Consider the following 25,029-nt stretch of genomic DNA (forward strand, 5'->3'; position numbering starts at 1 on the left):
GTTGCTTAAAAGACGAGCAATCATACTTGGCTTCGCCAAACAACACAACTAAAAGCTCAGAAGTTGTCTTTACGCAGGCGTAATTCGGAAAAAACTGAATGAAGGTGCTTTGGTGGTGTGTGAAAGCCTAATTCTCTTTGTAAATCAGTGTCATGACAGCGTAAAAACAGGTTAATTTTACGCTCTAATTGTAGCTGGGTGGGGACGCTGGGTTGGCCTTTTGTCCGTAACGCCTCAACTTGTTGCTGATATGTTTCAATCTGTCGATCTTCCGGCAAAATAGCGCGCGCAAACTTAAGATTTGAAAGCGTATATTCATGCGCGCAACAAATTAGGGTGTTATCGGGAAGTTGCGCGAGCTGTTGAAATGAGTTGAACATTTGCTCTGCGGTTCCTTCAAAAAGTTTTCCGCAGCCGGCAGAGAAAATAGTGTCTCCGCAAAACAGATAAGGTGCGCTATAGAATGCTACATGGCCCAAGGTATGTCCGGGAACCGCGATTGTGGCGAATTCTTGGCCGTTAATTTCTATGGTTTCGCCGTCATGAACGATGTGGTCGGCTCCCTTGTCGGCAGTTTCCTGCGGCCCATAGACATTCAGCCCGGAATAACGCGCCACAATTTGCGCTACGCCGCCAACGTGATCGTGATGATGATGGGTCAGCAGAATTGCGTCAGGTGTCAGATTCAGGCGCTCCAGAGCTGCCAATACCGGCTGCGCTTCACCGGGATCGACGATAATGCAATGCCCCTGCTGGTTATCCAATAACCAAATGTAATTGTCCTGGAAGGCGGGAATGCTGATAAGATTCATGTTGGACCTCTCGTTGGCAACGGCTTGAAAGAAGATAATAAATCATGAAACCAGCCCATACTCTACAAAAGCTCACCGGCCCACAGTCCTGGGCTGAGTTGCCGTGGGGGGAATACTATCGTGAGGCGCTCGAGCGGCAGTTGCAACCCTGGTGGTCGAAGCTGTTTGGTTTCCACCTGTTAAAGCTCGGAAATCTCAGTGCCAGTCTGGCGACCGACAAATGCGCCATTTCTCATCAGGTAAATGTAGCCCTGGAGGGGCCGAACCTACAGGTGATCGCGGATGCCTACCAGCTCCCCTTTGCTGCCAAGTCGGTCGATGCCTGCCTGTTGGCGCATACGCTGTCCTATGCTGACGACCCGCACCGGATGCTGCGAGAGGTTGATCGCGTGTTGATCGACGACGGCTGGCTGGTGATCAGCAGCTTCAATCCGTTCAGTTTATTGGGATTGGGTAAGCTGGTGCCAGGGTTACGTCACCGTCAACCTTATGCCAGTCGTATGTTCACCCAAATGCGTCTGCTGGACTGGCTGAGCCTGCTGAATTATGAAGTACTGCATCAGTCGCGTTTTCACGTGTTGCCGTGGCAGCGTAAAGGCGGGAAATTTTTATGTACCCATTTGCCGGCATTGGGCTGCATGAGCGTGATTGTGGCGCGTAAACGCACCTTGCCGCTGACGCCAACGCCGATGAAATTCGGTGCGAGAAAACCCGCTCTCAGCCGCGCCGTCGGCGCGACCAAGAGTTATCGCAAACTTCCTTAACTCTCCGGTTTGTAACCGACATCATCCTGGGTTGGGTTGCCGGCCGCATCACGCGCAAGCACGTCACAGCGTTCGTTTTCCGGATGGCCGGCGTGGCCTTTGACCCATTCCCATTTCACAGTATGGCGTTGAATGGCCAAATCCAACCGCTGCCATAAATCGACATTCTTGACCGGTTTTTTGTCGGCCGTTTTCCAGCCGCGCTTTTTCCAGTTGTGGATCCAGGTGGTAATGCCCTGGCGTACATACTGGCTGTCGGTGCTCAGGGTCACTTCGCAGGGCGTAGTCAGAGCTTCCAGCGCGACAATCGCCGCCATCATCTCCATACGGTTATTGGTGGTCAGGCGGAAGCCCGCGCTGAAGGTTTTTTCAGTCTGCTTATAGCGCAGTATTGCACCATAACCACCGGGGCCCGGGTTGCCAAGGCAGGAGCCGTCGGTGAAAATTTCTACCTGTTTGAGCATCTCTGGTAGACTCTTCCTATCAGTTTTATAAAAGCCAAGTCTGACATAAACAAGCGCTGCGAGCACTGCAATATGAACTCTACAACCACCAGACAGATTGTCCTCGATACCGAAACCACCGGTATGAATAAACTCGGGGTACATTACGAAGGCCACCGCATTATTGAAATTGGTGCGCTGGAGGTGATTAACCGCCGCCCAACCGGTCGTCACTACCACGTCTACATCAAGCCGGATCGGCTGGTGGATCCTGAGGCCTATGGGGTTCACGGCATCAGCGATGAGTTCCTGGCGGATAAACCGACCTTTGCCCAGATTGCCGATGAGTTTATCGACTTTATCCGCGGCGGCGAGTTAGTCATTCATAACGCGGCGTTCGACATCGGCTTTATGGATCACGAATTCCGCATGCTGCAGCAGGGTATTCCGAAGACAGATACCTTCTGTACCATCACCGACAGCCTGTTAATGGCGCGCCGCCTGTTCCCGGGCAAGCGCAACAACCTCGACGCCCTGTGCAGCCGTTACGAGATAGACAACAGCAAGCGTACGCTGCACGGCGCCTTGCTCGATGCCGAGATCCTGGCGGAAGTCTATCTGGCGATGACCGGCGGTCAGACCTCGATGGCCTTCCAGATGGAAGGCGATACGCAAAATAGTAATTCAACACAGGACATTCAGCGCATTGTGCGCCCGGCGACGACGATGAAAGTGGTCTATGCCAGCGATGAAGAAGTGGTGGCCCATGAAGCGCGTCTGGATTTAGTGGCGAAAAAGGGCGGCAGTTGCCTGTGGCGTACTGAGGCGGAATAACGCGGTTTTAATCCGGGCAGATAGTCTTTTGAACCTGTTAGTTGAAAAACTGTGCAAACGGTTCATTTGGTAAGAAAAAGGCATTGACGTCATAGTGGCTCAACCGTAATATGCGCCTCGTTCCTCTCGAAAGAGAAGAACGGCGCGGAGCGGTAGTTCAGTTGGTTAGAATACCTGCCTGTCACGCAGGGGGTCGCGGGTTCGAGCCCCGTCCGTTCCGCCAACATTAAGAAGCCCTGAGTTAGCAATAACTCAGGGCTTCGTTGTTTTTAATCTTTGCTCAACTCTGCCCTGGTAAAGGTTATCGCCTGATTGGCCGCCCATTCGCGGCGGGCAATAATTCGATAACATCCCCCACCCAGTGCTGCACCAATAAACCAACTGAAATTCGCAACCTGATGCAGGCCCGGCGTGAAACTGATCGCCAGCCCGATAATCACCGACGGCACCAAAGCCCAAATCGCATTCGGGTTGAACCCATTCTTGTACCAATAACGGCCGTTTGGCGTGGCGTTATACAGGTCATCGACGTGAAGTTCGCCGCGCTTGATGATGTAAAAGTCTACCAACAGAATGCCGAACAGTGGGCCGATAAAGGCTGCCAGTACGTCCAGCGTGTAATGAATCAGTTCGGGGGACTGGAACAAATTCCACGGCGTCAGCAGGAATGAGCCGACGGCGGCGATCATCCCACCGGTGCGAAAGCTTATCTTTTGCGGCGAGCAATTGGAAAAATCAAACGCCGGCGACACAAAGTTGGCCACGATATTAATACCGATAGTGGCGACAATCATGGTCAGCAAGCCAAGGGCGACGGCGATATCGCTGTCGAGGCGGGTGACGGTTTCGATCGGGTCGGTAATGAGCTGCCCGAACAGCGGTAGGGTACCAGAAACGATCACTACGGTTACCAGCGAGAACAACAGATAGTTGAAGGGTAAACCCCAACGGTTGCCGCGTTGCACTTCGGCAAGGCTTTTACCGTAGCGGGTAAAGTCGCCGAAGTTAAGCAACGGCCCAGAAAAATAGGACACCACCAGCGCGGTGGCGGTCAGCATCAGCCAGCCTTGCTCACCGGTGCTCAGGTTTTTACTTGCGAGAGTGAGTGAAAGGTTGGAGAAACCGACACGGTAAACAATCCAGCCCGCGAGTGCGAACATCACCACGTAAACGGCCGGGCCGGCGATATCGATAAAACGCTTAATGGCTTGCATGCCGTGCCAGAACACCATCGCCTGCAATAGCCACATGATGATGTAACAGACCCAACCCAGCTGTGACAGCCCGAGGAAATGTGGCTGGGTCATTGGTTCCAGCGACGGGAAGAATTTCAGCAGCGTCAGCATCAACGCGTTGGAGGCCAGATAGGTTTGGATGCCATACCAGGCGAAGGCGATCATGCCACGGATCACCGCTGGAATATTGGCACCAAACACGCCAAACGCCTGACGGCTTAAAACGGCGTAGGGCACACCGCCGAGCTGGCTGGGTTTGGCTACCAGGTTGGCGCAAAACTGCACGATGCAAATTCCCACCAACAGGCAAATCAATACCTGCCAGCTAGACAGGCCGAGGGCGAAGAAGCTGGCGGCCACCACATAACCGCCCATGCTGTGTACATCGGACATCCAGAAAGAAAAGATATTGTACCAGCTCCAGTTCTGGTCACGCGTGGGTGCCAGGTCGTCGTTACACAGCTTGGGACTGTAATTTTCATTAGGGATTGGCATAAATCCTGCTCCTCTCGAAATGGCATTCGAACGTTTTTAGCAACGGTGGTTAGCAGAGGCTTTGCAGGATCCAGACCAACTCGATATTTCTGGCTATGTTTAATGTGCCTAACCCAGGAGGAGGAGCATGACAATGGGCATTCAAACGACTGAAGGTGGGCGGCATATTTTTATTTTCATCATGGAGTTGAAGGTAACGCCGCGCTTTGGTGCAGTGCAGAGGGAGGTGAAAATGCCCGAGTATGGTGCACAACGTCTGATGCGTAATCAGGAACGGTGGGTATTTTGATTAAAATTCAACTGATCAATCCGAACACCAGCCAGACCATGACCGAAGCCATGGCTGCCACTGCACGATCGGTGGCTGCGCTGGGAACCGAGATACTGGCGGTCTGCTCACAAGAGGGAGCGGCTTCAATAGAAGGACATTTTGACGAGGCCATTGCTGCCATCGGCGTATTGCAACAGGTGAAGTTGGGGCGGGAGGCGGGCGTCAGCGGCCATGTCATTGCCTGTTTTGGCGATCCGGGGTTGTTGGCAGCGCGGGAGTTGGCAAACCGGCCGGTGATTGGTATCGCCGAGGCGGCTATGCATATGGCGACGCTGGTGGCGACGCGTTTTTCCATTGTCACCACCCTGCCGCGTACGTTGATTATTGCGCGGCATTTACTGCATCAATATGGCTTTGAGCGCCACTGTGCCGCACTGCATGCGATCGACCTGCCGGTGCTGGCACTGGAAGACGGCACCGGCTTGGCGCAACAAAAGGTGCGTGAGCGGTGTATTCAGGCAAAACAACAGGACGGTAGCGGGGCGATTGTACTTGGCTGCGGCGGCATGGCCGATTTGGCGCGTGAACTGACGCAGGATTTGGGCATCCCGGTGATTGACGGCGTCAGCGCGGCGGTGAAAATGATCGAGTCGTTGCATGTGCTAGGTCTGAGTACCAGCAAACACGGCGATCTGGATTTTCCGCAGGCAAAACGCTTATCCGGCATGTTCAGCAGTTTTAACGGGTAATCAGAAAAGGGAAACTGCAATGAATGAGTATCAGTTCAATAAAGATTATCCCAGAGATTTAATCGGCTACGGTGGCCGTCCGCCGCACGCGGGTTGGCCTGGTCAGGCACGAATCGCGGTGCAGTTTGTTCTCAACTACGAAGAAGGCGCGGAAAATAACGTGCTGCACGGAGACGCCGGTTCTGAACAATTTCTTTCCGATATCATTGGTGCTGCCAGCTATCCCGAACGGCACATGTCGATGGATTCCCTGTACGAATATGGTTCACGTGCTGGTTTCTGGCGCATTCATCATGAGTTTCAGCGTCGTGGTCTGCCTCTGACGGTATTTGGCGTGGCGATGGCGCTGGCGCGTAATCCGTTAGTGGTTGAAGCGATAAAAAATGCTGATTACGACGTAGTTAGTCACGGTTGGCGCTGGATCCACTATCAACATATGGATGAAGCGACCGAACGGCAGCATATGCAACAGGCGATCACCGTATTGCGCGATCTGTTCGGCAAGGCACCACTTGGCTGGTATACCGGCCGCGACAGTCCAAACACCCGCAGGTTGGTGGTGGAGCAAGGGGGCCTGTTGTACGACAGCGATTATTATGGTGATGATCTGCCGTTCTGGACCGAAGTGCAGTGCGCCAATGGCGAGAAGAAACCGCATTTGATCGTGCCCTATACGCTAGAAGCTAACGACATGCGCTTTGCCTCGCCGCAGGGTTTTAACACCGGTGAGCAGTTCTTTACTTATCTGAAAGACAGCTTTGACGTGCTGTACGCCGAAGGGGCAGAGTCGCCGAAGATGCTGTCAGTAGGTATGCATTGCCGCTTGCTGGGGCGTCCTGGCAAATTTCGCGCATTGCAGCGTTTTCTGGATTATATCGAGCAACACGATCGGGTTTGGGTCTGTCGGCGGCAGGATATCGCCGAGCACTGGGTTGCGCAGCACCCGTTCAAGAAATGAAGAAAGGGCCACTTCGGCCCTTTCTTCATTCTGTTTGGGCGCGAAAATGCGCCCAGGCAGGGATCAGAACAGTACGGAGTAGTTCAGACCAAAGGTGCGTCCACGGCCTTTATAGCTGTAAAGCTCTGGTGAGCCGTAGGTTGGGCTATAAAGGATCGGTGCACGCTGGCCCCAGACGGTGGTGTATTCCTTGTCCAGCAGGTTCTCTATGCTGAAGCTGAGTTTACCCACCGGCAGGGCATAGCTGCCGAGGAAATCGATGGTGTTGTAGCCATCAATTTTGCGGCCCTGAGTGGAGCTGGCCTTGGTGTAATCGCCGTCATCCGACACGTCGAAAGTCTGCTGTGACTGCAGGCGCAGGTTCCAGTCGCCCGGCGCCCAGCCGACATAGGCAGTCACTTTGGATGGGCTGGCGGTATCTACCACCAGCTTTTTCCATTCGCCGTTGACCTTGGTCTCGGAGCGGATGAAGTTAAAGTTGGTGCCCGCGCTCCAGTCGCTGTCTTCGAAGAAGTAATCGACCGCGCCTTCCACCCCGTAAATACGGCGTTTGTCCGAGTTGACGTTAATGGTCATGTCGGTTTTGTTGATCGAAATACTCTTATCGGACAGTGAATAGTAGCCGGCGATCTGCGTGCGCAGGTTGTCGCCGGTATAGCGCCAGCCGAGCTCATAGGAGTTAACCTTAATGCCTTCCAGCTTGGAATCGCCGACGTTGACGCTTTTGTTCAGCTGATAGTGGCCGTTGTTCAGCGAATAAGTGCCGTTGCCGTAATATTTGCCCGGATCCGGGATCTCGTAGCCCTGGGAGAAGTTGACCCAGGTCTGTTGACGTTCGGTCAGGTGCGCCAGCAGGCCGGCGTTGAACAGGGCATTGTTATAGTCGGTTTTCCCTCCAGGGATGGCGTCCGCTGAGGTCGCGCCGCCGGTGGCGATGGACTGCTGTTGGCTATAACCGACAAAGTCATCAATCTTGTTTTCAGTGTACTGATAACGCACACCGCCGCTTAGGGTAAATATCGGGTTAATATCGTAACTGGCCTGCATGAACGTGGCCAGATTACTGGTGGTGTAACCCGGATAGCGACCGGTGTTATAGGCATTCTCCAGCGTCATACCGCCGGATTGCTGTGCCTTCGCCAGATTGAAGAACTGCTGGTTGGAATTGAACGTTTCATGCTCGGCGTCGATGCCGTAGGTCAGCGTCAGGGCATCGATAGGTTTGCTGTTCAGCGTCAGCTTGCCGCCGTAAAAGTCGGTTTTTTGCTGGGAAGCGCCGATGCTGCTGACGTAGTAGTTCGGTGCTTTGCCTGCCAGCGTCGGGAACGGGTAGAAGGTCAGCGATTCATCGCGATAATAGACCTGTGCCACCAGATCCTGACCGAGGAAATCGGTGTTGGAGTACTGCAGGTTAATCAGGTGACGTTCAGTGCCAGGAATACGATCCGAATTCAGGTTGCCGCTGTTATAAGCTTTGGCGCTGCCGGTCACGGCGGAGAAATTCTCCCCCAGGAACAGGCCGTGGTCGCCGTCGGACTGGCTTTTGTAATACTGGGTGGTCAGTTGCAGCTGCTGGTGATCGTCGATATTAATGGTGCCGGTACCCATCACATCGAGGCGATCGGAATACTGCAGGCCAGTCTGGGTATTGTCGATCAGGACTTCATTGCCCTTGCCGTCGTACCAACCGCCGTAGCGCTGGTAAGAGACCGACAGGCGGCCCGAGGCATTATCGTTACCGCCACTGACGGCCGCCGCTACGTTTTCGTCGTGGTCGTTATGGCCGCCAAAGCCGGTTTTTCCGCCGATCTGCAGCTCAACCTGCTGCTCCTTCTGGCCTTTTTTGGTGACGATGTTGATCAACCCGCCGGTGCTGCCGCCGCCGTACAGCGAGGTGGCACCGGAGATCACTTCAATGTGGTCGATATTAAACGGGTCGATCGAGTCCAGCTGGCGGCTGTCGCTGCGTGAAGAGTTCAAACGCACGCCGTCGATCATCACCATCATTGAACGGCCGCGCAGGTTCATGCCGTAGTTGGTACGGCCCTGACCGCTGACGTCCATACCTGGGATCAATTGCGCCAGCATGTCCTTGATCTCTTTGCCGCCCTGTACCTGTTGCTCAATTTCCTGGCTCTCAATCACCCAGGTAGTCTGCGCCATTTCTGCTACGGTACGGTGCGCGCGGCTGGCGGAAACCACCATTTGTTCTTCGCTTTTTTGTTCTTCTGCCCAGGCTGCTGCTGGGGCGATCATCGCCAGCAGACAAGGATTTAATACCCAGAGGTGTTTGCGCTTCATCATTATCTTCCAGTGTTTCCCATCATTGGTGTGTATACCCGTCATCTTTCAAGCGGCAGCGTTGTTACCTGCACTAATTTACCCCAGTTACTTACTAAAGTAAGCGCCTGGGGATGAGTGAGTTTGTCGCCTGGCTGCAACTTGAAAGCTATAAGGTAGAATTAAAACTCGGTGTAATTGAGCATAGCGTGTGTCGCTCGGGCAGGGGTGCCCGGTTGCTGGCTGCGCCATTGGATCACCGCCGGGGTGGACGTTAAATCGAACTGGTCGCGTCCTAAAGCCCGGTTGAGAATACGCGCCGAACGCCAGGCCATCAGGCTGAGCTGGGGTTCGGCGATGCCGTGACTGTGCATGCCGGCGTTAACCGCAAACAGGCAGTTTTCCTTGGGGCCTTCCCACTCCAGGGTGAAGTCGGGGGCCACGCGATACTGGTCATCGGCGGTGGTTAACAGGCGGTCCGCCAGCGGTTCAAGGAACGCTGGGCGATCCTGCTGATAGCCGGTAGCGAAGATCACCACATCGGTATCGAAGGTTTCTTTGCCCTGATCGAGGTGGTGGTGAGTCACTAGCTGCCAGCCATTGCCTGCGGCCTGGATGGCCGCGAGCGAGCGGCTGGGTAACAGGTGCGCCCAGGGTTTTTCGCGCAGCACTTCAAATTGGTGATACATCGCCCGGTAAATCGCTAACAGCGAGTCGCTGGTGATGCCGTCAGAGGTCATCTTCTGCTCGGTCAGCATGCGTTGCTTGGCGCTGTCATTCAGGCCATAGAAGCTGTCAACGTAGTCCGGAGTGAAATACTCGTTGGCGAAGGCGGCTTCATCCAGGGCGTTATAGTTATTGCGACGCGAGATCCAGTTCAACTGCGCCGGCTGGCCCCACTCGGCGCGGAAGATGTTCAGGAACAGATCGGCACCGCTCTGGCCGCCGCCGACGATGGTGACGCGCTTGCCGGTCAGATCCGGATTGCGCAACGTCATCTCGCTGGCATGGAAGCAGCGGTCGTTTTGTTCGGTCACGCAGTCCGGCAGCTTGATGCGTTTGCCGATACCCAGACAGACGTGGCGTGCCCGGTAGGTGGTGCGCTGGGTGGTGACGACAAATTGCCGCTGTTGGTCGTCAAAATCTACGCTTTGAATGTCCTGACTGAACTCGATCGACTTCAGGCCATTGGCCGCCCAGTCGAGGTAGTCGGCAAACTCTTCGCGCGACACCGTGCGCAGCTCGGTGGTCAGGAAACGGTAAAATTTCTTCCGCTTCACCAGATAGTTAATAAAGCTGTAGGGATTGGTCGGCGATACCGCGCTGACCAGATCCTTGAGGAAACTGGTCTGCATATGGCAATCCGGCACCATCATGCCGGGGTGCCAGGAAAAGTGCGGTTTGCGCTCGAGAAACTTCACGTTAAAACCGGCAATTTCGCTGCCGAGTGCGGCAATACTGAGGTTGAACGGACCTACGCCAATGCCGATGAAATCCAGGGGCTGATTCATTGGGCAAACTCCTTGGTGACCAGGTAAAGAGGGTTATCCAGATCCTGCAGATAGTTTGGCAACATGCGGCTGCCGCCATCCTGCTCCGAATAGGTGAGTTTCACCGGGTTGAGCACCACGCGAATGATTTGTGGTTTAAACAGATCAAACAGAGCAAAGCGTTCTGCCATGTCCGGATGTTGAGCCATATAGCCTTCCAACACCTTTGCCAGCAGTTGATAGAAACGGGTTTCACTGACTCCGCAGGCTTGCATCAGCGGCGAAATAAAGCGCAGCACGGTGACGAAATGGCCGGTTTGCAAGTCATGGATCAGATAGTCGGCGGACAGACGCACGGTGACGTCCTTCACCACTGTTGGCAGCGACGCCGCTTCGGGGAAGTCCTTATCCACCAGGCGCATATCTCCCTGGAAGTCTTTAAGCAACACGTGTTGCGGCACGTGGTCTTTCATCACCAGCGTGATGTTCTGTCCGTGGGCAATCAGCGCCACGCCGTAGCGGCACATCAGGTGATACATCGGCAACACCACCACACTGAACATCTGTTGCAGCCAGGCTTCAGCGCTCAGGCCGGAGCGATCAATATAGGCGGCGATCAGCGGCTGGCCATGGTTGTCGGTTTCCATCAGCGTCGCCATTAAAATGGCCTGTTCGCCTTCCTGCAGATAGCAGGACGGATTCTCACGCCAGATCACGCCGAGCATTTCCTGATAGCGATAGGGTGCTTTGCTCAGGGATGCGTAGGTTGGGTGGGCCATATAACCCGCCGCCGGTTCACCCAGGATCTCGGCGCCGCTGGCACGCAGCGTGCTGTCTTCGCTAAAGATCTGCTGCAGCCAGCGGGAAGCGGCCGGCCCGGCGCTGATGTACTTGCCAGGAATGCCCCGATAGCACGAGGTGTTGTAAATGGTCAGCGGTAGCTTGATGTCGAAGGCGGAGCGGCGGCTGATGTTGGTCAGGGTACGCAACGATTGCTGCGCCAAATAGTTGTCACCAAATTCCCCCAACTCCACCAGTTCACCTTCGGCCAACTGCGGCAGGAAGTGCAGCGCGATCTTTTGCTGCCACTGCCACGGATGCAGGGGCACCGGGATCCAGTCATGAGTCAGTTTCAGCTCGCGCCAGCGGCGATCGAAGCGCTGGCGTTCGGCGCTGTCCATGGCGCTATCAAGCAACTGGGTCAGCGGATATTCTTCATCAGCACACCAGACGAAGCTGCCACGCTTGGCCGCCACCCAGTGCAGGCGAAACTGGCCCTGGTATTCCGGCGCATACTGCTGCAGCGCGGTCAGGCCCCAACCGCGACGACCTTTGTTGAAGATAAACTTGGGATGTCCGGCCAGCAGGCATTGCAGCGCATCGGCGTCCAGCGCGATTAGATCCTGCGCACTCATACCGTGGCGGGCAGACAGCAACTGCATATCGCCGCGCAGCGTGGCGTACAGGTCTTCCAGATGTTCTGCAACCTGCGCATCGTCCATCTTCAACACCTGTGCCAGTTGGCGCAGCGTTTGGTCGGCGGCTAACGGCAATTGATCGCAGGCCAGCGTAGTCGGGTCGATATGCAGCCAGCCCCAGATACCGCGTTCGGCGTCGAAGTTGTAGTGGGCGTCGCCCAGCGTAATGTGCCATTGGCCGTCGTGATGTTCGGCCTGCAGCGCGTGCTCGTATTCCAGCTCGGCGAGGATCTTGGCGATCATCTGGCGGTTAACGCGCTGCCAGTCGGCGTAATCCGGGGTCATCATACGCAGGTCTCCTGGAAGAATTCGGCACGCTGATTGACGATCAAACGCGAACGCTTATGTGGGAAATCAAACTCTTTAAGGGTGTGATAACCGGCGGCAGGCAGGTGACGGAACAGGCGTTGGTTGTCGGCACGCGGCTCGGCGACCACCCTAGTGGTGCGTGGTTCATCCAGATACAGATAATGCGTCAGGCCGCGTAGCCAACTGCGGATGTACTGCGCACCGCGGCAGTCTTCTTCACCCACCAGCATGTGCAGCCCACGATCGAAGGGTTGCCAGCGATAGTGGCGACCAATGCGATCCTCCGGCGCCCAATAAACTTCGAAATAGCCGAACGGGCGATCGTCAAAGCAACCCAGCAACGGGTAGCAATAGCTAGAGTCCAGTTGGCGCTGCAGATAGGCGGCCTGGGTTTCGAGCGGGCCGCTCATTTCCCAGAAGGCGTCAACGCGCGGTGAATTCATCCAGAGGGTGAACTGTTCGGCGTCGTGTTCCACTTCCGGCAGGCGGAAACTGAGGGTTTTCTTCAACTGCGGATCGTAACGGCGATATACCTCACCGTTGGGACGTGCCGGGCGTTGTGGGTACCACAGGCTGCGTTCCGCGTCATATTGCATCTGGCCGGAGGCGCGGTTGCGTTCAGCCATCAGCCACAACGGTAACTGATAAAAGGTTTCGCGTGGCAGATAGTCACCGCTGACCAACGCGAACAGTGCCTGCGCCTGCGGTTCTTCACGCCATTGCGCGTAAGGTAAGGTGACACCGCTGAGCTGCGGTGCGGCCACCAGTAACTGGTCTAACGCTTGAACCAGCCAGCCCTGTGGCAACGGGCCCGGATAGTGCAATACGGCGCTGCCGTCCAGGCCCAGGCCAAGCTGCAACTCCCGTTCCAGCCGTTCACAGCGGAAACCGCTGGCGGCATGCATCAGTTTGGCGTGCGGCATCATTGGGTGGCCCCCTGGCGCAGCGGGTTAATGAAATCGAAATAAATCACCGCCGGATCAACGATGGTGTTTTCGTTATGGTCGTGCAGGTAACAGAAGAAGTTGCCTTTGCAATTCCAGTGGCTGCTGTCGAGCACGTAGTCCAGGCACAGGGTATTTTTGGCGTTGGCGCGCAGGCCGCTCAGTGCGTCGCGTACCCGGGCCATCAATGCCTCTTCGCTGTCGAAACCGGCCGCGGCCAGTGCGGCGGTGACCGCCAGGCTGGAGTTCACCAGCAGGTAGTAAGGGAAGTAGCGCAGCAACTGTTGCTCGCTGAAGCGGTTTTCCGCATCGGCTTCGCCAATTTCTTCCAGCCAGGGGCCGGCGTCACGGGTAAAACCACTGCCCTGACAGTCGCGATACAGCATGCCGATCGGCAGGTCCTGCTGCATCTCTACCAGAATGTTTTGCTGGTGAGCCAGCAGCACCAGCCCGTAATCGGCTTCGGTACTGAACAGCGGCAGCAACACCTGTTGGCAGTAGGCATCCAGCCAGGTGTGGGCGGCTTGTTGCAACGGTAGATTCAAGCGGCTGGCCAAACGGCGCACCGCGGCAGCCAGCAGACTGTCGCCGCCATCCGGCGCGGCCTGGGTCAGCGTCACCAACACGTTGGTCTGGCTTTGCGGCTGCTCGAACAGCAGGTTATCGCGCAGCGCCATCAGGCTTTCTTCCTGGATGGTGCCGTCTGCCGAGCGAAGACCGGCCCAGCCGTCTTCCTGCATTACGCGGAAGGTCGGATAGCGCGCCTGTAACTGTTGCCAGCGTGGAGTTTGCGCCAGACGTGCCAGGCGGATCCCACGCTTCACTTCTTTTACCGACAGGGTGCGCACCGAGTTGGTCAGGCGCACGCTAAGGGAGAATTTGATCATGTCACGGTTACTGGCGCTGTACAGCGAGCGCGAAGAACTGGTAGGCAGCCAGCGTTCGCCGGCTTCACCCAGATCCTGCAGCAGTCCCTGGGTCACCAGATCCTGGCACCAGCCCTGCGTCAGTAAATGGTCGGCCTGCCAGGGATGCATCGGTAGCAGCCAGACATTATCGCTAAAGTGTGCCAACAGCTGCGGGGCACTTTCGGCGGCAAAACGTTGCAGGCGCTGCTGCAGCGTCAGATTCAGGCTATCACCGCACAGTTGGCGTTTATCGACCGCAAACCAACGCAGCGGGAAGCTGGCGGCAAAATCCGGCAGATAGCGGTGCGCCTGCTGATGGTTGAATGGCTCATGAGACTTCGGTGCCGGGTGGAAGGCGTGCCCCACCAACAGACCCTGTTCCGCCTGGGCGAAGTTCAGCGGCTTATCGCGCAGCGCGGGCCAATCCAGACGAATATTGATCGCCTGCTGGGTGTTGTCATGACTTTCCAGCACTCGCTGACGGAAGCGGGCTACCACTTCATCCGACAGTTCGCCTTTCACCGCCGGTTTTTCCAGCAGCAAGGTCACCAGCTGTTCCACGCTTAGCGCAACCCCGGCACCGTCATCCTGCTGATACAAATAAGCGGGGAACACATACTGGTGATGCTGAGTGGGGGAAGTATGGCGTAAAGCGATGCGAATAGCCTGAGAAGGCGAAAGTGGAATGTGCAGTTGCGGATACTGTTGGTGGCTGGCCGCCGGAACGATTTGCCAGTCCTGGGTTTCACGCATCAATGCGTTGAGAAAACATTGTGTAGCCACGTCGGTCGTCGCGGTTTCAAACTGGATTGTCATGATCCCATTTCACTGTTGAATCAATTGAGAATGATTCTTATATCAATAATATTTATTATTATCAATCGTCCTATGATACAATTTTTCAATGAATTGAACATAACCTTATAATTTTATTAACGGTAAATTTACGTTTGATGCATATTTCTTCTCCCCCTAAATCACCGAAAATTGGGAATACGTCTCCTTCCAACTGGCCGCTGGCGCTTTGCGCCGGGTTGTTGGGCATTGGGCAAAACGGCCTGCTGGTGGCATTGCCGGTGTTGGTCAGCATGACTCATCTGTCGCTTTCCGTCTGGGCCGGGCTATTAACGCTCGGCTCGATGCTGTTTCTGGTCGGCTCGCCTTGGTGGGGCAAGCAGTCCGAAATTCGCGGCTGCAAGTTTGTAGTCACCATGGCGTTAGCAGGGTATTTGTTCAGTTTTGCCTTGCTGGCACTGGCGGTTTGGGGGCTGGCGGCAGGCTGGCTTGCGCCGATGGCGGGATTGGGCGCCCTGATCGTGGCACGAATTATCTATGGCTTGACGGTGTCCGGCATGGTGCCTGCCAGTCAGACCTGGGCCCTGCAGCGGGCCGGTTACGAACAGCGTATGTCGGCGCTGGCCACCATCAGCTCCGGGCTGAGCTGTGGGCGACTGCTTGGCCCCTTGTGCGCCGCGTTGGCGTTGTCGATTCATCCGATGGCGCCGCTTTGGCTGATGGCGTTTGCGCCATTAATCGCCTTGCTGGTGATATGCCGCCAGCATAACGATCCACCTTTGCCACCGGTGGCCCATCAGCAAAACCGGCTGCGTCTCAATATGGTGCCTTATTTGCTGTGCGCGGTCTTGTTGGCGGCATCGGTCAGCCTGATGCAACTCGGGTTGGCACCACATTTGAGCCGTTTATTCAGCCACTCTGCTACCAACGTCAGCCATCATGTGGCGGTGCTGTTGAGCGTAGCGGCGGGTTGTACCTTATTGGCACAGTTTCTGGTGGTGCGCCCACAGCGCTTTAGCGCGTCACAACTGCTGCTGCTTGCCGCGGTATTGATGGTGGTCGGGCTGAGCCTGATGTGCGCTGAGCCACTGGCGTTGTTCTATGCCGGTTGTGCGTTGGCCTCCTTTGGCGCGGCTATGGCGACACCGGGCTACCAGCTGTTGCTGAACGATAAATTGTCCACCGGCAAAGGGTCTGGAGTCATTGCCACCAGCCACACGCTGGGTTACGGTCTGAGCGCGCTGATGGTGCCGGTGGTGGCCAGGTTTTATGGTGAGTCGCAGCTGATTGCGGCGGCTCTGACGATGGCGGTGCTGTTGGGCGGTATCAGCGGCTGGCTGTGGTGCCAGCACCGTGTCAGGGTAAATTCTGCGGGAGAGTAACAGCTATGTCCGGCGTATCAAGCTACAGAGTTTTTGATATCACACTGAAAGTAAAAGAAAACGTATCGCCTTCCTTGCTGCGCTGCGTTTTCGAAGGACCGGACGTCCACCGCATGAAGCTGGAGGCCCCGGATCAGCGCATCAAACTGTTGTTCCCGGCCGAGAATGGTCAGCCTTCCTGTCTGGAAAACAGCGACGACTGGTATCGTCATTATATGGCGATACCGAAAGAACAGCGCCCGGTGATGCGTACTTACACGCTGCGGGCGTTGCGCACTGAACTCCATCAGATGGACGTCGAGTTTGTGTTGCATGGCGTCAACGGCCCGGCTTCCGCCTGGGCGACCGAGGCCAAACCGGGTGATACCCTGCAGGCGGTTGCGCCCAATGCCGATTTTGACGGCGACAGCGGCGGTTATGAATGGGCACCGCCGAGCGCCTTGCAACAGGCACTGCTGATCGCCGATGAAACTGCGGTGCCGGCGGCAGTGGGTATTTTGGAACAGCTGGCGCTGCAGGCCAACCCGCCACGGGTGCAGGCGTTCTTTGAAGTGCCGGTTGCGGGCGACTGCCTGAATATGGACCGCTTCCCGTTTGCCGAGGTGTATTGGTTACCACGTGACGTGGGGCATCAGCAGATGCACGGCACCTTGCTGGTGGAATCGGTGCGCCAGCGGGTGAATATTCCAGAGTCGGCGCGTACGCAGTCACAGTCGCTGACTGAAAACAGCCTGGGTAGCGACCTGCTGTGGGAACGGGCCGAAGGGGCGAAAAGCTTCTACGCCTGGGTCGCGGCAGAATCTTCAGCGGTGAAGGCGTTGCGCCGCTATCTGATTGGCGAACGCGATTTAGACCGTTCTACCGTTAACTTTATGGCCTATTGGTGTTGAGTTAATCCCTCAATAACCGACTTCACTTTGGTGGCGCACCGCCAGCAGTACTGCGGCGTGGCCATCAAAATGATACAGCGCGATATAACCACTGTTGCCAAAATCAATCGGCCATTCTTTAAATTCCGTATCCATCTCTGCTAGCGGACGGCCTCGGGTTGTCCAATTTTTGTTCAGTCGCAATTATTCCGCCATCAAACTCACATGCGCGGCGACGATGCGCCAGCCGCAGGGCAATTTAACCCAGGTTTGCATCTGACGCCCGACACTGTCGCTGTCGGGGCGGCGGAATTCGGTGCTGGCAACGGCCATATCGTCACCGTAGGTGGTGATGACAGTGTTTTCCAGCAGGCGATCCAGCCCTTTTGATGGCCGCTGTTGGCGGAAGTCGCGGATTTGATCGATACCGTACAAATTCTCCGTCGCACCATAACGGACGGTTCGCCCGTCGTGCCAAAACAGTTCATCCAAAACTTCAATATCATTGCCAGTCAACGCCTGTTCGTAACGATAAAAGGCGGCTTTCATCTCTGCCAGTACTGCCGGCCGATCGATATATTCACTCTTCATCAGTTAATCCTGTTTCCCCGGTAAAACACAGACCGTTACGCCGCGTTGCTCCAGCGCATAGGCGGCTCGCAGCGCCAGATCTTCACGCCATGGCGGTGCGATAAGCTGCAGGCCGATCGGTAGCCCCGCCGCGGTTTTCAGCGGCACCGTCACTACCGGCAGGCCGAGAAAAGAGATCGGCTGTGTCAGCATGCCCATGCTGGCGCGGATCGGCAGGTCAGTGCCGTTAATACGCATGGTTTCCTGACCAATGACCGTCGCGCCGGACGGCGTGGCCGGGGCGATCAGAATGTCCCAGTGTTCAAACAGCGGCAATACCTGTTGCTGGAAATGAGTGCGGAAACGTTGTGCCTGCAGGTACCAGGCGGCGGGCAGCATGGCGCCGGCAAGCAGCCGCTCGCGCGACAGCGGTTCAAAGCGCTCAGGTTGGTTGCGCAACTGCGGCAGGTACTGGTTACCTCCCTCGGCGGCAGTGAGAATAAACGCCGCCGAACGCGCCAGTTCAGCCTGTGGCAGTTCGACTTCGGCGCTGGCTTCCAGCGCCTGAGCGAGCTGTTGTACAGCCGCTTTGGCGTCTTCATTGCACCATTGCTGGAAATAGCCGGTCAGCACCGCGCAACGCAGTCCTTGTTGGCCACGCGGCAGCAGCGATTCGGTTTGGGTGATCGGTTTTTCCGCCTGGAAGCGATCTTCGATATCGGTGCCTTGCATTACGTCATACACCGCGGCCAGATCGCGCACCCGCCGGGCGAAGGGGCCGACATGATCCAGGCTGGCGACAAACGGCTGACTGCCGCTGCGCGACAGGCGGCCAAAGGTCGGCTTCAGCCCGAAGATACCGCACAGTGAAGAGGGCACGCGTATTGAGCCGTTGGTATCGCTGCCGAGTGAAAAGGTGACCAACCCGGCGGCGACCGCAGCCGCTGAACCACCAGAGGAACCCCCGGCAATACGCGTGGTGTCGTGTGGGTTACGCGTTACACCGTAGTGGCTGTTTTCGGTGGTGAAACCGTAGGCATAGGCATCCATATTCAGCATGCCGGAGAGCAGCGCGCCCTGTGCCGCCAGCTTGTTGACTACCCAGGCGTCCTGTTTGGCGGACGGGTTATCGCAAAACAGGCTGGCACCGGCCAGGGTGGTTTCCCCGGTGACATCGAACAGATTCTTCACCGCATAAGGTATGGCCGCCAGGCTGGGCAATGTTTGCCCTTTAGCACGGGCGCGATCGAGATGATCGGCCTCCGTCAGCATACGTTCGCGGGTGACGTAGGTATAGGCGTTCAGCGAAGGATTTTGGGTGTCGATATTGTCCAGCGTTTGCTGGGTGATCTCTCGGGCGGAAATCGCGCCCTGCTTCAGGGCCGCGCGGATCTCGGCGATCGACAATGCGCTTATCGGATTCATGCTCGATACACTCCGGCGGTTTCCAGGCGCTGATCGAGCGGCAGCGCCATCAGCGGCTCTGCCATTGCGGCGATGCGGTTGAATTGGATCAGCAGTTCCTGACGGCGTGCGTCATTCAATTCCAGGGCCAGTATGTTCTCCATCTGGCTGATATAAGCCGCCCAGTCGGTGGCAGGTGGGTGGTTCATGGGGATCCCCTTATTGAAAGAGCGGCTAGAAGCCGGCGGCGCTGCCGTTGCTGCGTGGATCAAAAGCGCCTTCGAGCATGCCGTTAGTATGGCGAACAATGGCGCCGGCGTGGCCGACCGCCTCGCTGAAATCCGGTAATAGTTCCACCTCATGGCCGCGTTGACGCAGGTAGGCCAGGGTTTCTTCGCTAAAACGCCCCTCCAGTTTTAATGAGTCGGAGCTTTCACCCCAGGTGCGGCCGAGCAGCCAGCGCGGCGCGCTGATCGCCTGTTGCAGCGGCAACCCCTGCACCACATGGCGGACAAACACCGCTGCCTGGGTTTGCGGCTGGCCGTCACCGCCCATCGAGCCGTACACCAGGGTACGCCCGTCATACAGACGTGCCGCTGCCGGGTTCAAAGTATGGAAAGGTTGTTTACCCGGTGCCAATGCCAGCAGGTGCGCGGCATCCAGACTGAAGGACGCGCCACGGTTTTGCCACAGCACGCCACTTTGCGGCAGTACTACGCCGCTGCCGAATTCGTGATAAATGCTTTGAATAAAGGACACCGCCAGACCGCTGCTGTCCATCACCCCCATCCACACGGTATCGCCCGGCCCTTTGCCTTTCCCCCAGGCGGCGGCCTGTTCAGGCTCGATGCGCCTGGCCAGCGTATCCAGATGTTCGGCCGTCAATAACGCCTGTGGATCCTGAGTCATCTGACGCGGATCGGTGATGAATTGGTCACGCAGGCCGAAAGCCAGTTTGGTGGCCTCGACGATGCCATGTACCACCGCGCCTTCGCTGCGGCCGGCAAGCGGCAGACGGTCGGTCAGCCCGAGGATCGCCAACGACACCAGACCCTGAGTCGGTGGCGTCAGGTTAAAAATCTCACCTTTCTGATGCTCCAGCCGCAGCGGTGTACGGCGGCGTGGCCGATAATCCGCCAAATCCTGCGCAGTAAGTGGCATGCCCAGCCTGGCCATATCTGCCGCCATGCCTTCTGCCAATCGGCCGCGATAGAAGCTGTCCAATCCCTGTTCGGCCAGGGTAATCAGAGTCTCCGCCAACTGTGGCTGGCAGAAACGTTGTCCGGCGTGAGGAATATTACCGTGCGGCAGGTAAGTGCGGGCAAAATGCTCCCGCTCTGCCAGCTCATGATATTTACTGCGGGTAGCCGCCTCCTGTGAGGCCGTGACCGGAATGCCGTCTGCGGCATAACGGATCGCATCTGCCAGCAGGCGCGGCAACGGCAACTGTTCACCGCCCAGTTCAGCGGAGTAATCCAGTGCTTCTTGCCAGCCGCCGACGGTACCGGCGACGGTCAGCGCGGCTTTTGGCCCCCGATGGGGAATGTGAGTTTCACCAGCGTAAAAATCCAGCGTGGCCAAGGATCCGGCTGCGCCGCTGGCGTCGATGGCCACCGGATCACCCTGCGGCGGCACGATCAGCCAGAACCCATCGCCACCCAGGCCGTTCATGTGTGGGTAGACCACGGCGATGGTAGCTGCGGCGGCGACCATGGCTTCAATCGCGTTGCCGCCTTTGCGCAGGATCGCCAGCGCGCTTTCGCTGGCGAGGTGGTGCGGCGTGACGGCCATGCCCAATGGCGCGGTGTTGCTGTTAATCATTTTTTGGCCCTTGTTTGAGGTCAGCGTCTGCCTCAAACACAAGCAAGAGACGTTCCATATTTTCTGCCAGGGCAATAATCGCTTGCCAGCGGGTGGATTGGCCGTGTTATGTTCCGCTGAAACGAACGTTACATCCCCGTCATATTTCACACTGCATCGGCGTTGGCTTCCCTCGCTCACCCCAGTCGCTTAGAGGGCTAAGCTTCTGGGGATTCGTTCGGTTGCCGCCTGGCTGCACTCTGAAATCTATTGGGGAAAGCAGGAGTAGCAATGCAGCAGATTGATGAACGCCTGCGCGGGGAATATCCGCAGCTTACGCCGCAGGAACAGCGGGTGGCCGATTTTATTTTCGATCATTTCGATGACCTGATCAGCTACAACAGTGCTGAACTGGCGCGGTTGAGTGGGGTATCCAAAGCCACCGTTAGTCGCTTGTTCAAACGCCTGGGCTACCCGAGCTATCGCGCTATGCGTGACGAATTGCGCACTCTGCGCCAGAGCGGTATGCCGCTGACCGATAACCGTGACGCGGTGCAGGGCAATACTCTGCTGGCGCGCCACTACAAGCAGGAAATGGCTAACCTTACCCAGTGGGTGAACCATATTGATGCCGGCCAGTTCAACGCAGTGATTGCTGCTTTGGTGCAGGCGCGGCGCGTGGTGTTGATGGGGTTTCGCAACAGCTATCCGGTGGCGATGCACCTGCGCCAACAACTAATGCAGGTGCGTGAGCAGGTGTTACTGGTGCCGCAACCGGGTCAGACACTGGCGGAAGAGCTGGTAGATTTGGCCCCGCGAGATGTCGTGATAGTAGTGGCGTTTCGCCGCCGACCGCGCCAGATACGGGCGTTATTGACGCAGTTGCAGGTTCAGCAGGTACCGACACTGCTGGTGTGTGAACCCCAGGCACAGGCGCTAATCCCGCTGGCGAACTGGCATCTGGCGGCACCGCTCGACAGCGTTTCCGCTTTTGACAGCTATTCCGCCGCCATGAGTCTGGCCAATCTGCTCAGCAATGCGCTTCTGCACGAGACGCTGGCGCAAGGGCGGCAACGAATTCACCAAATCGCAGATCTGTATACGGGTCTGGATGAGCTGGATCAGCGCTGAACCCAGCGCCGTTTTGGTGCTTTCGCACTTTTATGGTGCGCAATTTGCCCGCTTTATTCCTTCACCCTGTCATCACGTTGGCAGGGGAATTCCCAGCTTAATCCCCTAACTTACCGCCACTAAAGCCGATCGTTCCCTACGCTTTTTTTTGGCACATTAGTTGCAGAGTGGTGATCAAAGAATCTTTTGTTTCATCATTTCACCATCGGGGATAGTCTATGAACTTCAAGAAAATCGGCGTAGTGGCTTTAGGTGCAGTGCTGTTGATGGCTCAGACTGCTTCGGCGATGGCGGATCAACTGCAGGAAATCCAGCAGCGTGGTGTGTTGCGGGTCGCAGTGCCCCAGGACTTCCCGCCGTTCGGCTCCGTGGGCACCGATCTGCAACCACAGGGTTATGACATCGATATGGCGCAGTATCTGGCCGACAAGATGAAACTTAAGTTGCAGCTGGTGCCGGTCACCAGTGCCAACCGCGTACCTTATCTGCAGACCAACAAGGTTGATCTGGTGATTTCCAGCCTGGGCAAAAACGCGGAACGCGAGAAGGCGATCGCCTTCAGCCGCACCTATGCGCCGTTCTTCCTGGGCGTCTTTGGCCCGAAAGCGTCGGTGCTGGCAGACGCCGCGCAGTTGGACGGTAAAACCATCGGCGTGACGCGCGGTGCGGTGGAAGACATGGTGCTGAGCGACACCGCGCCAAAAGGCACGCAGATTAAGCGCTATGAAGACAACAACACCACGCTGTCGGCTTATCTGTCCGGTCAGGTGCAGTACATCGCTACCGGCAATCTGGTGGTGAGCGCCATCGCGCGGCAGAACCCGACCAAGGCACCGGTGGCCAAATTTATGCTGAAAGATTCACCCTGCTTCGTCGGACTGCGTCTGGGGGAGCCGGCGCTGAAAGCGAAAGTGGATCAACTGATTGAACAGGCATTGAAGGATAACACCCTTAATGGCCTGTCCGAGAAATGGCTCAAAGCGCCGTTGCCTGCCAATTTCGGCGCATAACGGGGGCGTCTGATGACCTATCAGCTGAACTTTTCCGCCCTGTGGCCTTACCTGCCTGAGTTGCTGGTCGGTTTATTGACCACCATTGAGCTGACGGCTATGGCCACGTTGATCGGGGTGGCGCTGGGGATTTGTGGTGCGGCGATCCGCAGCGGTAAGGCTAACCTGGCCAGTCGCATTTGGGGTATTTACGTTGAGGTGGTACGCAATACGCCGTTCGTGGTGCAACTGTTCTTCATCGTCTTCGGCCTGCCGAGTCTAGGCTGGAAACTGACCGCCGGGCAGGCGGCGCTGCTGGCGATGGTGATTAACCTGGGAGCTTACAGTACCGAAATTATCCGTGCCGGTATTCAGGTGACGCCGAAAGGCCAGTGGGAGGCCGGCAGGGTGCTGGGCCTGGGCCGCAGCCAGATTTTTTTGCGCATTGTGCTGCCACCGTCGCTGCAGCGGATTTACCCGGCGTTGGTCAGCCAGTGCATTATCGTCATGCTGGGGTCATCGGTGGTGTCGCAGGTGTCGTTTGAAGAGTTGACCTTTGCCGCCAACCTGATCCAGTCCCGCACCTTCCTCAGTTTTGAGGTGTATCTGGTGACGGCGCTGTTTTACCTGCTGTTGTCGATATTGATGCGCCAGCTGCTGCTGGCCGCCGGACGTCGTTTTCTAGGGAGCCAGAGCTGATGTTGACTTTTACCGACTGGGACATTGTGCGCAACCTGCTGCTGGCGGCGCGCTGGACTTTGCTGCTGTCGCTGACGGCGTTTTTGGGTGGCACCTTGGTGACACTGCCGCTGTTGTTGCTACGCCTGAGTAAACGTAAGTGGGCGCTGCGCTTTGTTCGCGGTTATTCCGAGCTGTTTCAGGGCACGCCGCTGCTGATGCAGTTGTTCCTGGCTTTTTTTGGGCTGGCGCTGTTCGGCATTGATGTTAGCCCCTGGACCGCGGCCGCGTTGGCACTGACGTTATTCACCAGCGCTTTTCTGGTGGATATCTGGTCCGGCAGCATCGCTGCCTTGCCGAAAGGCCAGTGGGAAGCGTCGTGCTGTCTGGGGCTGAGTTTTGGCCAGACGTTGATGCGAGTGATTGTGCCACAGGCCGTGCGTATCGCCATTGCACCTACCGTCGGCTTTTCGGTTCAGGTGATCAAGGGGACCGCATTGGCGTCGATCATCGGTTTTGTCGAACTGACCAAGGCCGGCACTATGCTGAACAACGTCACTTATCAACCCTTTAAAGTTTTTGGTCTGGTCGCGCTGGGCTATTTCCTGATGTGTTATCCGCTGTCGCGCTACAGTCATTATCTGGAGAAGAAATTCCATGCCGCTCATCACAATTAATCAGGTTCAAAAATATTACGGTCAGAACCATGTACTGAAGGGCGTGGATCTGGATATCGACATGGGCCAGGTGATTTCAATCATTGGCCGCAGCGGCTCCGGCAAAAGCACCTTGTTACGCTGCATCAACGGGTTGGAAGGTTATCAGGAAGGCAGTATCAAATTGGGCGGTATGACGGTGACCGATCGCGATTCGCAGGCGCGTGAAATCAGCCGCTCTATTGGCATGGTGTTCCAGAACTTCAATTTATTCCCGCACATGACCGCGCTGGAGAACGTGATGCTGGCGCCGCGTCGGGTGCTGAAGAAAAGCCCTGCCGAATGCCGCGAGCTGGCGGAAGAAATGTTGAACAAGGTCGGGCTGGGCGAACGGATGCATTATTCACCGGCCAACCTTTCCGGCGGCCAGCAGCAGCGGGTGGCGATAGCCCGGGCGCTGGCGATGAACCCGAAAGTGTTGCTGTGTGACGAAATTACCTCGGCGTTGGATCCTGAACTGGTGGGCGAAGTGCTGAAAGTGCTGGAACAGTTGGCCAAAGAGGGCATGACGCTGATCCTGGTGACCCATGAAATGAACTTTGCCCGCGAGGTCGGTGACCGGGTGGTGTTTATGCACCAGGGCAAGGTATGGGAGCAGGGCGATAGCCGCACGCTGTTCGCCAATCCGCAAACGCAGGAATTAAAACAGTTTATTGCGTCGGTCCGTGGTCTGTCTGAGAACTGATGCCATCAAATCTATTAAGTTATTAAGCTGGTAAGGAATT

At 56.7% G+C, this 25,029-nt stretch carries 25 protein-coding genes and 1 tRNA gene; 13 read left to right on the forward strand and 13 right to left on the reverse strand.

Annotated elements, in window-relative coordinates:
• Positions 1-56: 56 nt before the first annotated feature.
• The gene (gloB, locus tag ACUTQ5_RS00115; protein WP_445649588.1) at positions 57-812 is read right to left on the reverse strand and encodes a hydroxyacylglutathione hydrolase; all 756 of its coding nucleotides are present in this window, start codon (positions 810-812) and stop codon (positions 57-59) included.
• A 44-nt stretch (positions 813-856) separates the two neighbouring features.
• Between gloB and ACUTQ5_RS00120 the strand changes: the two genes are divergently transcribed.
• Positions 857-1,576: a class I SAM-dependent methyltransferase gene (locus ACUTQ5_RS00120; RefSeq protein WP_445649589.1), complete on the forward strand. Its 720-nt coding sequence runs from the start codon at positions 857-859 to the stop codon at positions 1,574-1,576.
• Here ACUTQ5_RS00120 and rnhA read toward each other — a convergent pair.
• A complete protein-coding gene (gene rnhA / locus ACUTQ5_RS00125; RefSeq protein WP_017891706.1) occupies positions 1,573-2,040 on the reverse strand; it encodes a ribonuclease HI in 468 nt (155 codons plus the stop codon). The two genes, ACUTQ5_RS00120 and rnhA, sit on opposite strands and share 4 nt — an antisense overlap.
• 72 nt (positions 2,041-2,112) lie before the next feature.
• On the opposite strand from rnhA, the gene dnaQ reads away from it, so the two are divergent.
• Together dnaQ and ACUTQ5_RS00135 are read left to right on the forward strand one after the other, a co-directional pair.
• A complete protein-coding gene (dnaQ, locus tag ACUTQ5_RS00130) occupies positions 2,113-2,853 on the forward strand; it encodes a DNA polymerase III subunit epsilon (protein ID WP_445649590.1) in 741 nt (246 codons plus the stop codon).
• Between the two features lie 146 nt (positions 2,854-2,999).
• A tRNA-Asp gene (locus ACUTQ5_RS00135) sits at positions 3,000-3,076 on the forward strand.
• 46 nt (positions 3,077-3,122) lie between these two features.
• On the opposite strand, the gene ACUTQ5_RS00140 is transcribed toward ACUTQ5_RS00135, so the two are convergent.
• Complete coding sequence (locus tag ACUTQ5_RS00140) at positions 3,123-4,583, reverse strand: NCS1 family nucleobase:cation symporter-1 (protein ID WP_445649591.1); 1,461 nt, start codon at positions 4,581-4,583, stop codon at positions 3,123-3,125.
• A 127-nt stretch (positions 4,584-4,710) separates the two neighbouring features.
• Between ACUTQ5_RS00140 and ACUTQ5_RS00145 the strand changes: the two genes are divergently transcribed.
• The 3 genes from ACUTQ5_RS00145 to puuE are packed head-to-tail and all read left to right on the forward strand — an operon-like array spanning position 4,711 to position 6,561.
• Positions 4,711-4,872 carry a hypothetical protein gene (locus ACUTQ5_RS00145; RefSeq protein WP_445649592.1) on the forward strand — a complete coding sequence of 54 codons (162 nt, stop codon included), beginning with the start codon at positions 4,711-4,713 and terminating at the stop codon, positions 4,870-4,872.
• Complete coding sequence (locus tag ACUTQ5_RS00150; RefSeq protein ID WP_445650231.1) at positions 4,872-5,603, forward strand: aspartate/glutamate racemase family protein; 732 nt, start codon at positions 4,872-4,874, stop codon at positions 5,601-5,603. The genes ACUTQ5_RS00145 and ACUTQ5_RS00150 overlap by 1 nt, the downstream gene beginning before the upstream one ends.
• A 19-nt stretch (positions 5,604-5,622) precedes the next feature.
• On the forward strand, positions 5,623-6,561 hold the full coding sequence (puuE, locus tag ACUTQ5_RS00155) for an allantoinase PuuE (RefSeq protein WP_445649593.1): 939 nt from the start codon (positions 5,623-5,625) through the stop codon (positions 6,559-6,561).
• A gap of 63 nt (positions 6,562-6,624) precedes the next feature.
• Here puuE and ACUTQ5_RS00160 read toward each other — a convergent pair whose 3' ends face one another.
• From ACUTQ5_RS00160 to ACUTQ5_RS00180, 5 genes are all read right to left on the reverse strand, one after another.
• Positions 6,625-8,862 (reverse strand): TonB-dependent siderophore receptor, encoded by a 2,238-nt coding sequence (locus ACUTQ5_RS00160; protein ID WP_445650232.1) that lies wholly within the window; start codon positions 8,860-8,862, stop codon positions 6,625-6,627.
• A gap of 161 nt (positions 8,863-9,023) precedes the next feature.
• On the reverse strand, positions 9,024-10,352 hold the full coding sequence (locus ACUTQ5_RS00165) for a lysine N(6)-hydroxylase/L-ornithine N(5)-oxygenase family protein (protein WP_445649594.1): 1,329 nt from the start codon (positions 10,350-10,352) through the stop codon (positions 9,024-9,026).
• Entirely contained in the window at positions 10,349-12,097 is a 1,749-nt protein-coding gene (gene iucC, locus ACUTQ5_RS00170) for an aerobactin synthase IucC (RefSeq protein WP_445649595.1), read from the reverse strand. Before iucC ends, ACUTQ5_RS00165 begins: the two co-directional genes overlap by 4 nt.
• Positions 12,094-13,044: a GNAT family N-acetyltransferase gene (locus ACUTQ5_RS00175; RefSeq protein WP_445649596.1), complete on the reverse strand. Its 951-nt coding sequence runs from the start codon at positions 13,042-13,044 to the stop codon at positions 12,094-12,096. Before ACUTQ5_RS00175 ends, iucC begins: the two co-directional genes overlap by 4 nt.
• A complete protein-coding gene (locus tag ACUTQ5_RS00180; RefSeq protein WP_445649597.1) occupies positions 13,041-14,786 on the reverse strand; it encodes an IucA/IucC family protein in 1,746 nt (581 codons plus the stop codon). The genes ACUTQ5_RS00175 and ACUTQ5_RS00180 overlap by 4 nt, the downstream gene beginning before the upstream one ends.
• Positions 14,787-14,923: 137 nt before the next feature.
• On the opposite strand from ACUTQ5_RS00180, the gene ACUTQ5_RS00185 reads away from it, so the two are divergent.
• Both ACUTQ5_RS00185 and ACUTQ5_RS00190 read left to right on the forward strand, forming a co-directional pair.
• Positions 14,924-16,147: an MFS transporter gene (locus ACUTQ5_RS00185; protein WP_445649598.1), complete on the forward strand. Its 1,224-nt coding sequence runs from the start codon at positions 14,924-14,926 to the stop codon at positions 16,145-16,147.
• A 5-nt stretch (positions 16,148-16,152) separates the two neighbouring features.
• Positions 16,153-17,037 (forward strand): siderophore-interacting protein, encoded by an 885-nt coding sequence (locus tag ACUTQ5_RS00190; protein ID WP_445649599.1) that lies wholly within the window; start codon positions 16,153-16,155, stop codon positions 17,035-17,037.
• 9 nt (positions 17,038-17,046) lie between these two features.
• On the opposite strand, the gene ACUTQ5_RS00195 is transcribed toward ACUTQ5_RS00190, so the two are convergent.
• Genes ACUTQ5_RS00195 through ACUTQ5_RS00215 form a run of 5 tightly spaced genes read right to left on the reverse strand, consistent with a single transcriptional unit; the run spans position 17,047 to position 20,811 of the window.
• Positions 17,047-17,172 (reverse strand): addiction module toxin RelE, encoded by a 126-nt coding sequence (locus ACUTQ5_RS00195; protein ID WP_445649600.1) that lies wholly within the window; start codon positions 17,170-17,172, stop codon positions 17,047-17,049.
• A gap of 48 nt (positions 17,173-17,220) precedes the next feature.
• On the reverse strand, positions 17,221-17,607 hold the full coding sequence (hpxZ, locus tag ACUTQ5_RS00200) for an oxalurate catabolism protein HpxZ (protein WP_445649601.1): 387 nt from the start codon (positions 17,605-17,607) through the stop codon (positions 17,221-17,223).
• A gap of 3 nt (positions 17,608-17,610) precedes the next feature.
• Positions 17,611-19,011 carry an AtzE family amidohydrolase gene (locus tag ACUTQ5_RS00205; protein ID WP_445649602.1) on the reverse strand — a complete coding sequence of 467 codons (1,401 nt, stop codon included), beginning with the start codon at positions 19,009-19,011 and terminating at the stop codon, positions 17,611-17,613.
• Positions 19,008-19,199: an oxalurate catabolism protein HpxX gene (hpxX, locus tag ACUTQ5_RS00210; protein WP_174355396.1), complete on the reverse strand. Its 192-nt coding sequence runs from the start codon at positions 19,197-19,199 to the stop codon at positions 19,008-19,010. The genes ACUTQ5_RS00205 and hpxX overlap by 4 nt, the downstream gene beginning before the upstream one ends.
• 25 nt (positions 19,200-19,224) lie before the next feature.
• The gene (locus ACUTQ5_RS00215; protein ID WP_445649603.1) at positions 19,225-20,811 is read right to left on the reverse strand and encodes a gamma-glutamyltransferase family protein; all 1,587 of its coding nucleotides are present in this window, start codon (positions 20,809-20,811) and stop codon (positions 19,225-19,227) included.
• A gap of 270 nt (positions 20,812-21,081) precedes the next feature.
• On the opposite strand from ACUTQ5_RS00215, the gene ACUTQ5_RS00220 reads away from it, so the two are divergent.
• The 5 genes from ACUTQ5_RS00220 to ACUTQ5_RS00240 all read left to right on the forward strand — a co-directional run bounded on the left by ACUTQ5_RS00220 (position 21,082) and on the right by ACUTQ5_RS00240 (position 24,989).
• Positions 21,082-21,921: a MurR/RpiR family transcriptional regulator gene (locus ACUTQ5_RS00220; RefSeq protein WP_445649604.1), complete on the forward strand. Its 840-nt coding sequence runs from the start codon at positions 21,082-21,084 to the stop codon at positions 21,919-21,921.
• Between the two features lie 218 nt (positions 21,922-22,139).
• Positions 22,140-22,931, forward strand: a complete 792-nt coding sequence (locus ACUTQ5_RS00225) for a transporter substrate-binding domain-containing protein (RefSeq protein WP_445649605.1) — start codon at positions 22,140-22,142, stop codon at positions 22,929-22,931.
• A 12-nt stretch (positions 22,932-22,943) separates the two neighbouring features.
• Positions 22,944-23,609 (forward strand): amino acid ABC transporter permease, encoded by a 666-nt coding sequence (locus ACUTQ5_RS00230; RefSeq protein ID WP_445649606.1) that lies wholly within the window; start codon positions 22,944-22,946, stop codon positions 23,607-23,609.
• Positions 23,609-24,265 carry an amino acid ABC transporter permease gene (locus ACUTQ5_RS00235; protein WP_445649607.1) on the forward strand — a complete coding sequence of 219 codons (657 nt, stop codon included), beginning with the start codon at positions 23,609-23,611 and terminating at the stop codon, positions 24,263-24,265. Before ACUTQ5_RS00230 ends, ACUTQ5_RS00235 begins: the two co-directional genes overlap by 1 nt.
• Positions 24,246-24,989 (forward strand): amino acid ABC transporter ATP-binding protein, encoded by a 744-nt coding sequence (locus tag ACUTQ5_RS00240; protein WP_261093905.1) that lies wholly within the window; start codon positions 24,246-24,248, stop codon positions 24,987-24,989. The genes ACUTQ5_RS00235 and ACUTQ5_RS00240 overlap by 20 nt, the downstream gene beginning before the upstream one ends.
• The last annotated feature ends 40 nt before the right edge of the window (positions 24,990-25,029 follow it).

The sequence above is a fragment of the Serratia sp. NA_112.1 genome (assembly GCF_052691715.1).

Excerpts from the sequence above, each read along its gene's own strand:
- ACUTQ5_RS00220 (WP_445649604.1), top strand. The coding sequence starts at position 21,082 with ATGCAGCAGATTGATGAACGCCTGCGCGGGGAATATCCGCAGCTTACG.
- ACUTQ5_RS00180 (WP_445649597.1), bottom strand. The coding sequence starts at position 14,786 with ATGACAATCCAGTTTGAAACCGCGACGACCGACGTGGCTACACAATGT.
- rnhA (WP_017891706.1), bottom strand. The coding sequence starts at position 2,040 with ATGCTCAAACAGGTAGAAATTTTCACCGACGGCTCCTGCCTTGGCAAC.
- ACUTQ5_RS00225 (WP_445649605.1), top strand. The coding sequence starts at position 22,140 with ATGAACTTCAAGAAAATCGGCGTAGTGGCTTTAGGTGCAGTGCTGTTG.
- ACUTQ5_RS00240 (WP_261093905.1), top strand. The coding sequence starts at position 24,246 with ATGCCGCTCATCACAATTAATCAGGTTCAAAAATATTACGGTCAGAAC.
- ACUTQ5_RS00145 (WP_445649592.1), top strand. The coding sequence starts at position 4,711 with ATGACAATGGGCATTCAAACGACTGAAGGTGGGCGGCATATTTTTATT.
- ACUTQ5_RS00205 (WP_445649602.1), bottom strand. The coding sequence starts at position 19,011 with ATGAATCCGATAAGCGCATTGTCGATCGCCGAGATCCGCGCGGCCCTG.
- gloB (WP_445649588.1), bottom strand. The coding sequence starts at position 812 with ATGAATCTTATCAGCATTCCCGCCTTCCAGGACAATTACATTTGGTTA.
- ACUTQ5_RS00120 (WP_445649589.1), top strand. The coding sequence starts at position 857 with ATGAAACCAGCCCATACTCTACAAAAGCTCACCGGCCCACAGTCCTGG.
- hpxZ (WP_445649601.1), bottom strand. The coding sequence starts at position 17,607 with ATGAAGAGTGAATATATCGATCGGCCGGCAGTACTGGCAGAGATGAAA.
- ACUTQ5_RS00235 (WP_445649607.1), top strand. The coding sequence starts at position 23,609 with ATGTTGACTTTTACCGACTGGGACATTGTGCGCAACCTGCTGCTGGCG.
- ACUTQ5_RS00165 (WP_445649594.1), bottom strand. The coding sequence starts at position 10,352 with ATGAATCAGCCCCTGGATTTCATCGGCATTGGCGTAGGTCCGTTCAAC.
- ACUTQ5_RS00230 (WP_445649606.1), top strand. The coding sequence starts at position 22,944 with ATGACCTATCAGCTGAACTTTTCCGCCCTGTGGCCTTACCTGCCTGAG.
- ACUTQ5_RS00140 (WP_445649591.1), bottom strand. The coding sequence starts at position 4,583 with ATGCCAATCCCTAATGAAAATTACAGTCCCAAGCTGTGTAACGACGAC.
- ACUTQ5_RS00195 (WP_445649600.1), bottom strand. The coding sequence starts at position 17,172 with ATGGATACGGAATTTAAAGAATGGCCGATTGATTTTGGCAACAGTGGT.
- dnaQ (WP_445649590.1), top strand. The coding sequence starts at position 2,113 with ATGAACTCTACAACCACCAGACAGATTGTCCTCGATACCGAAACCACC.
- hpxX (WP_174355396.1), bottom strand. The coding sequence starts at position 19,199 with ATGAACCACCCACCTGCCACCGACTGGGCGGCTTATATCAGCCAGATG.
- ACUTQ5_RS00215 (WP_445649603.1), bottom strand. The coding sequence starts at position 20,811 with ATGATTAACAGCAACACCGCGCCATTGGGCATGGCCGTCACGCCGCAC.
- ACUTQ5_RS00160 (WP_445650232.1), bottom strand. The coding sequence starts at position 8,862 with ATGAAGCGCAAACACCTCTGGGTATTAAATCCTTGTCTGCTGGCGATG.
- ACUTQ5_RS00175 (WP_445649596.1), bottom strand. The coding sequence starts at position 13,044 with ATGATGCCGCACGCCAAACTGATGCATGCCGCCAGCGGTTTCCGCTGT.
- ACUTQ5_RS00190 (WP_445649599.1), top strand. The coding sequence starts at position 16,153 with ATGTCCGGCGTATCAAGCTACAGAGTTTTTGATATCACACTGAAAGTA.
- iucC (WP_445649595.1), bottom strand. The coding sequence starts at position 12,097 with ATGATGACCCCGGATTACGCCGACTGGCAGCGCGTTAACCGCCAGATG.
- puuE (WP_445649593.1), top strand. The coding sequence starts at position 5,623 with ATGAATGAGTATCAGTTCAATAAAGATTATCCCAGAGATTTAATCGGC.
- ACUTQ5_RS00185 (WP_445649598.1), top strand. The coding sequence starts at position 14,924 with ATGCATATTTCTTCTCCCCCTAAATCACCGAAAATTGGGAATACGTCT.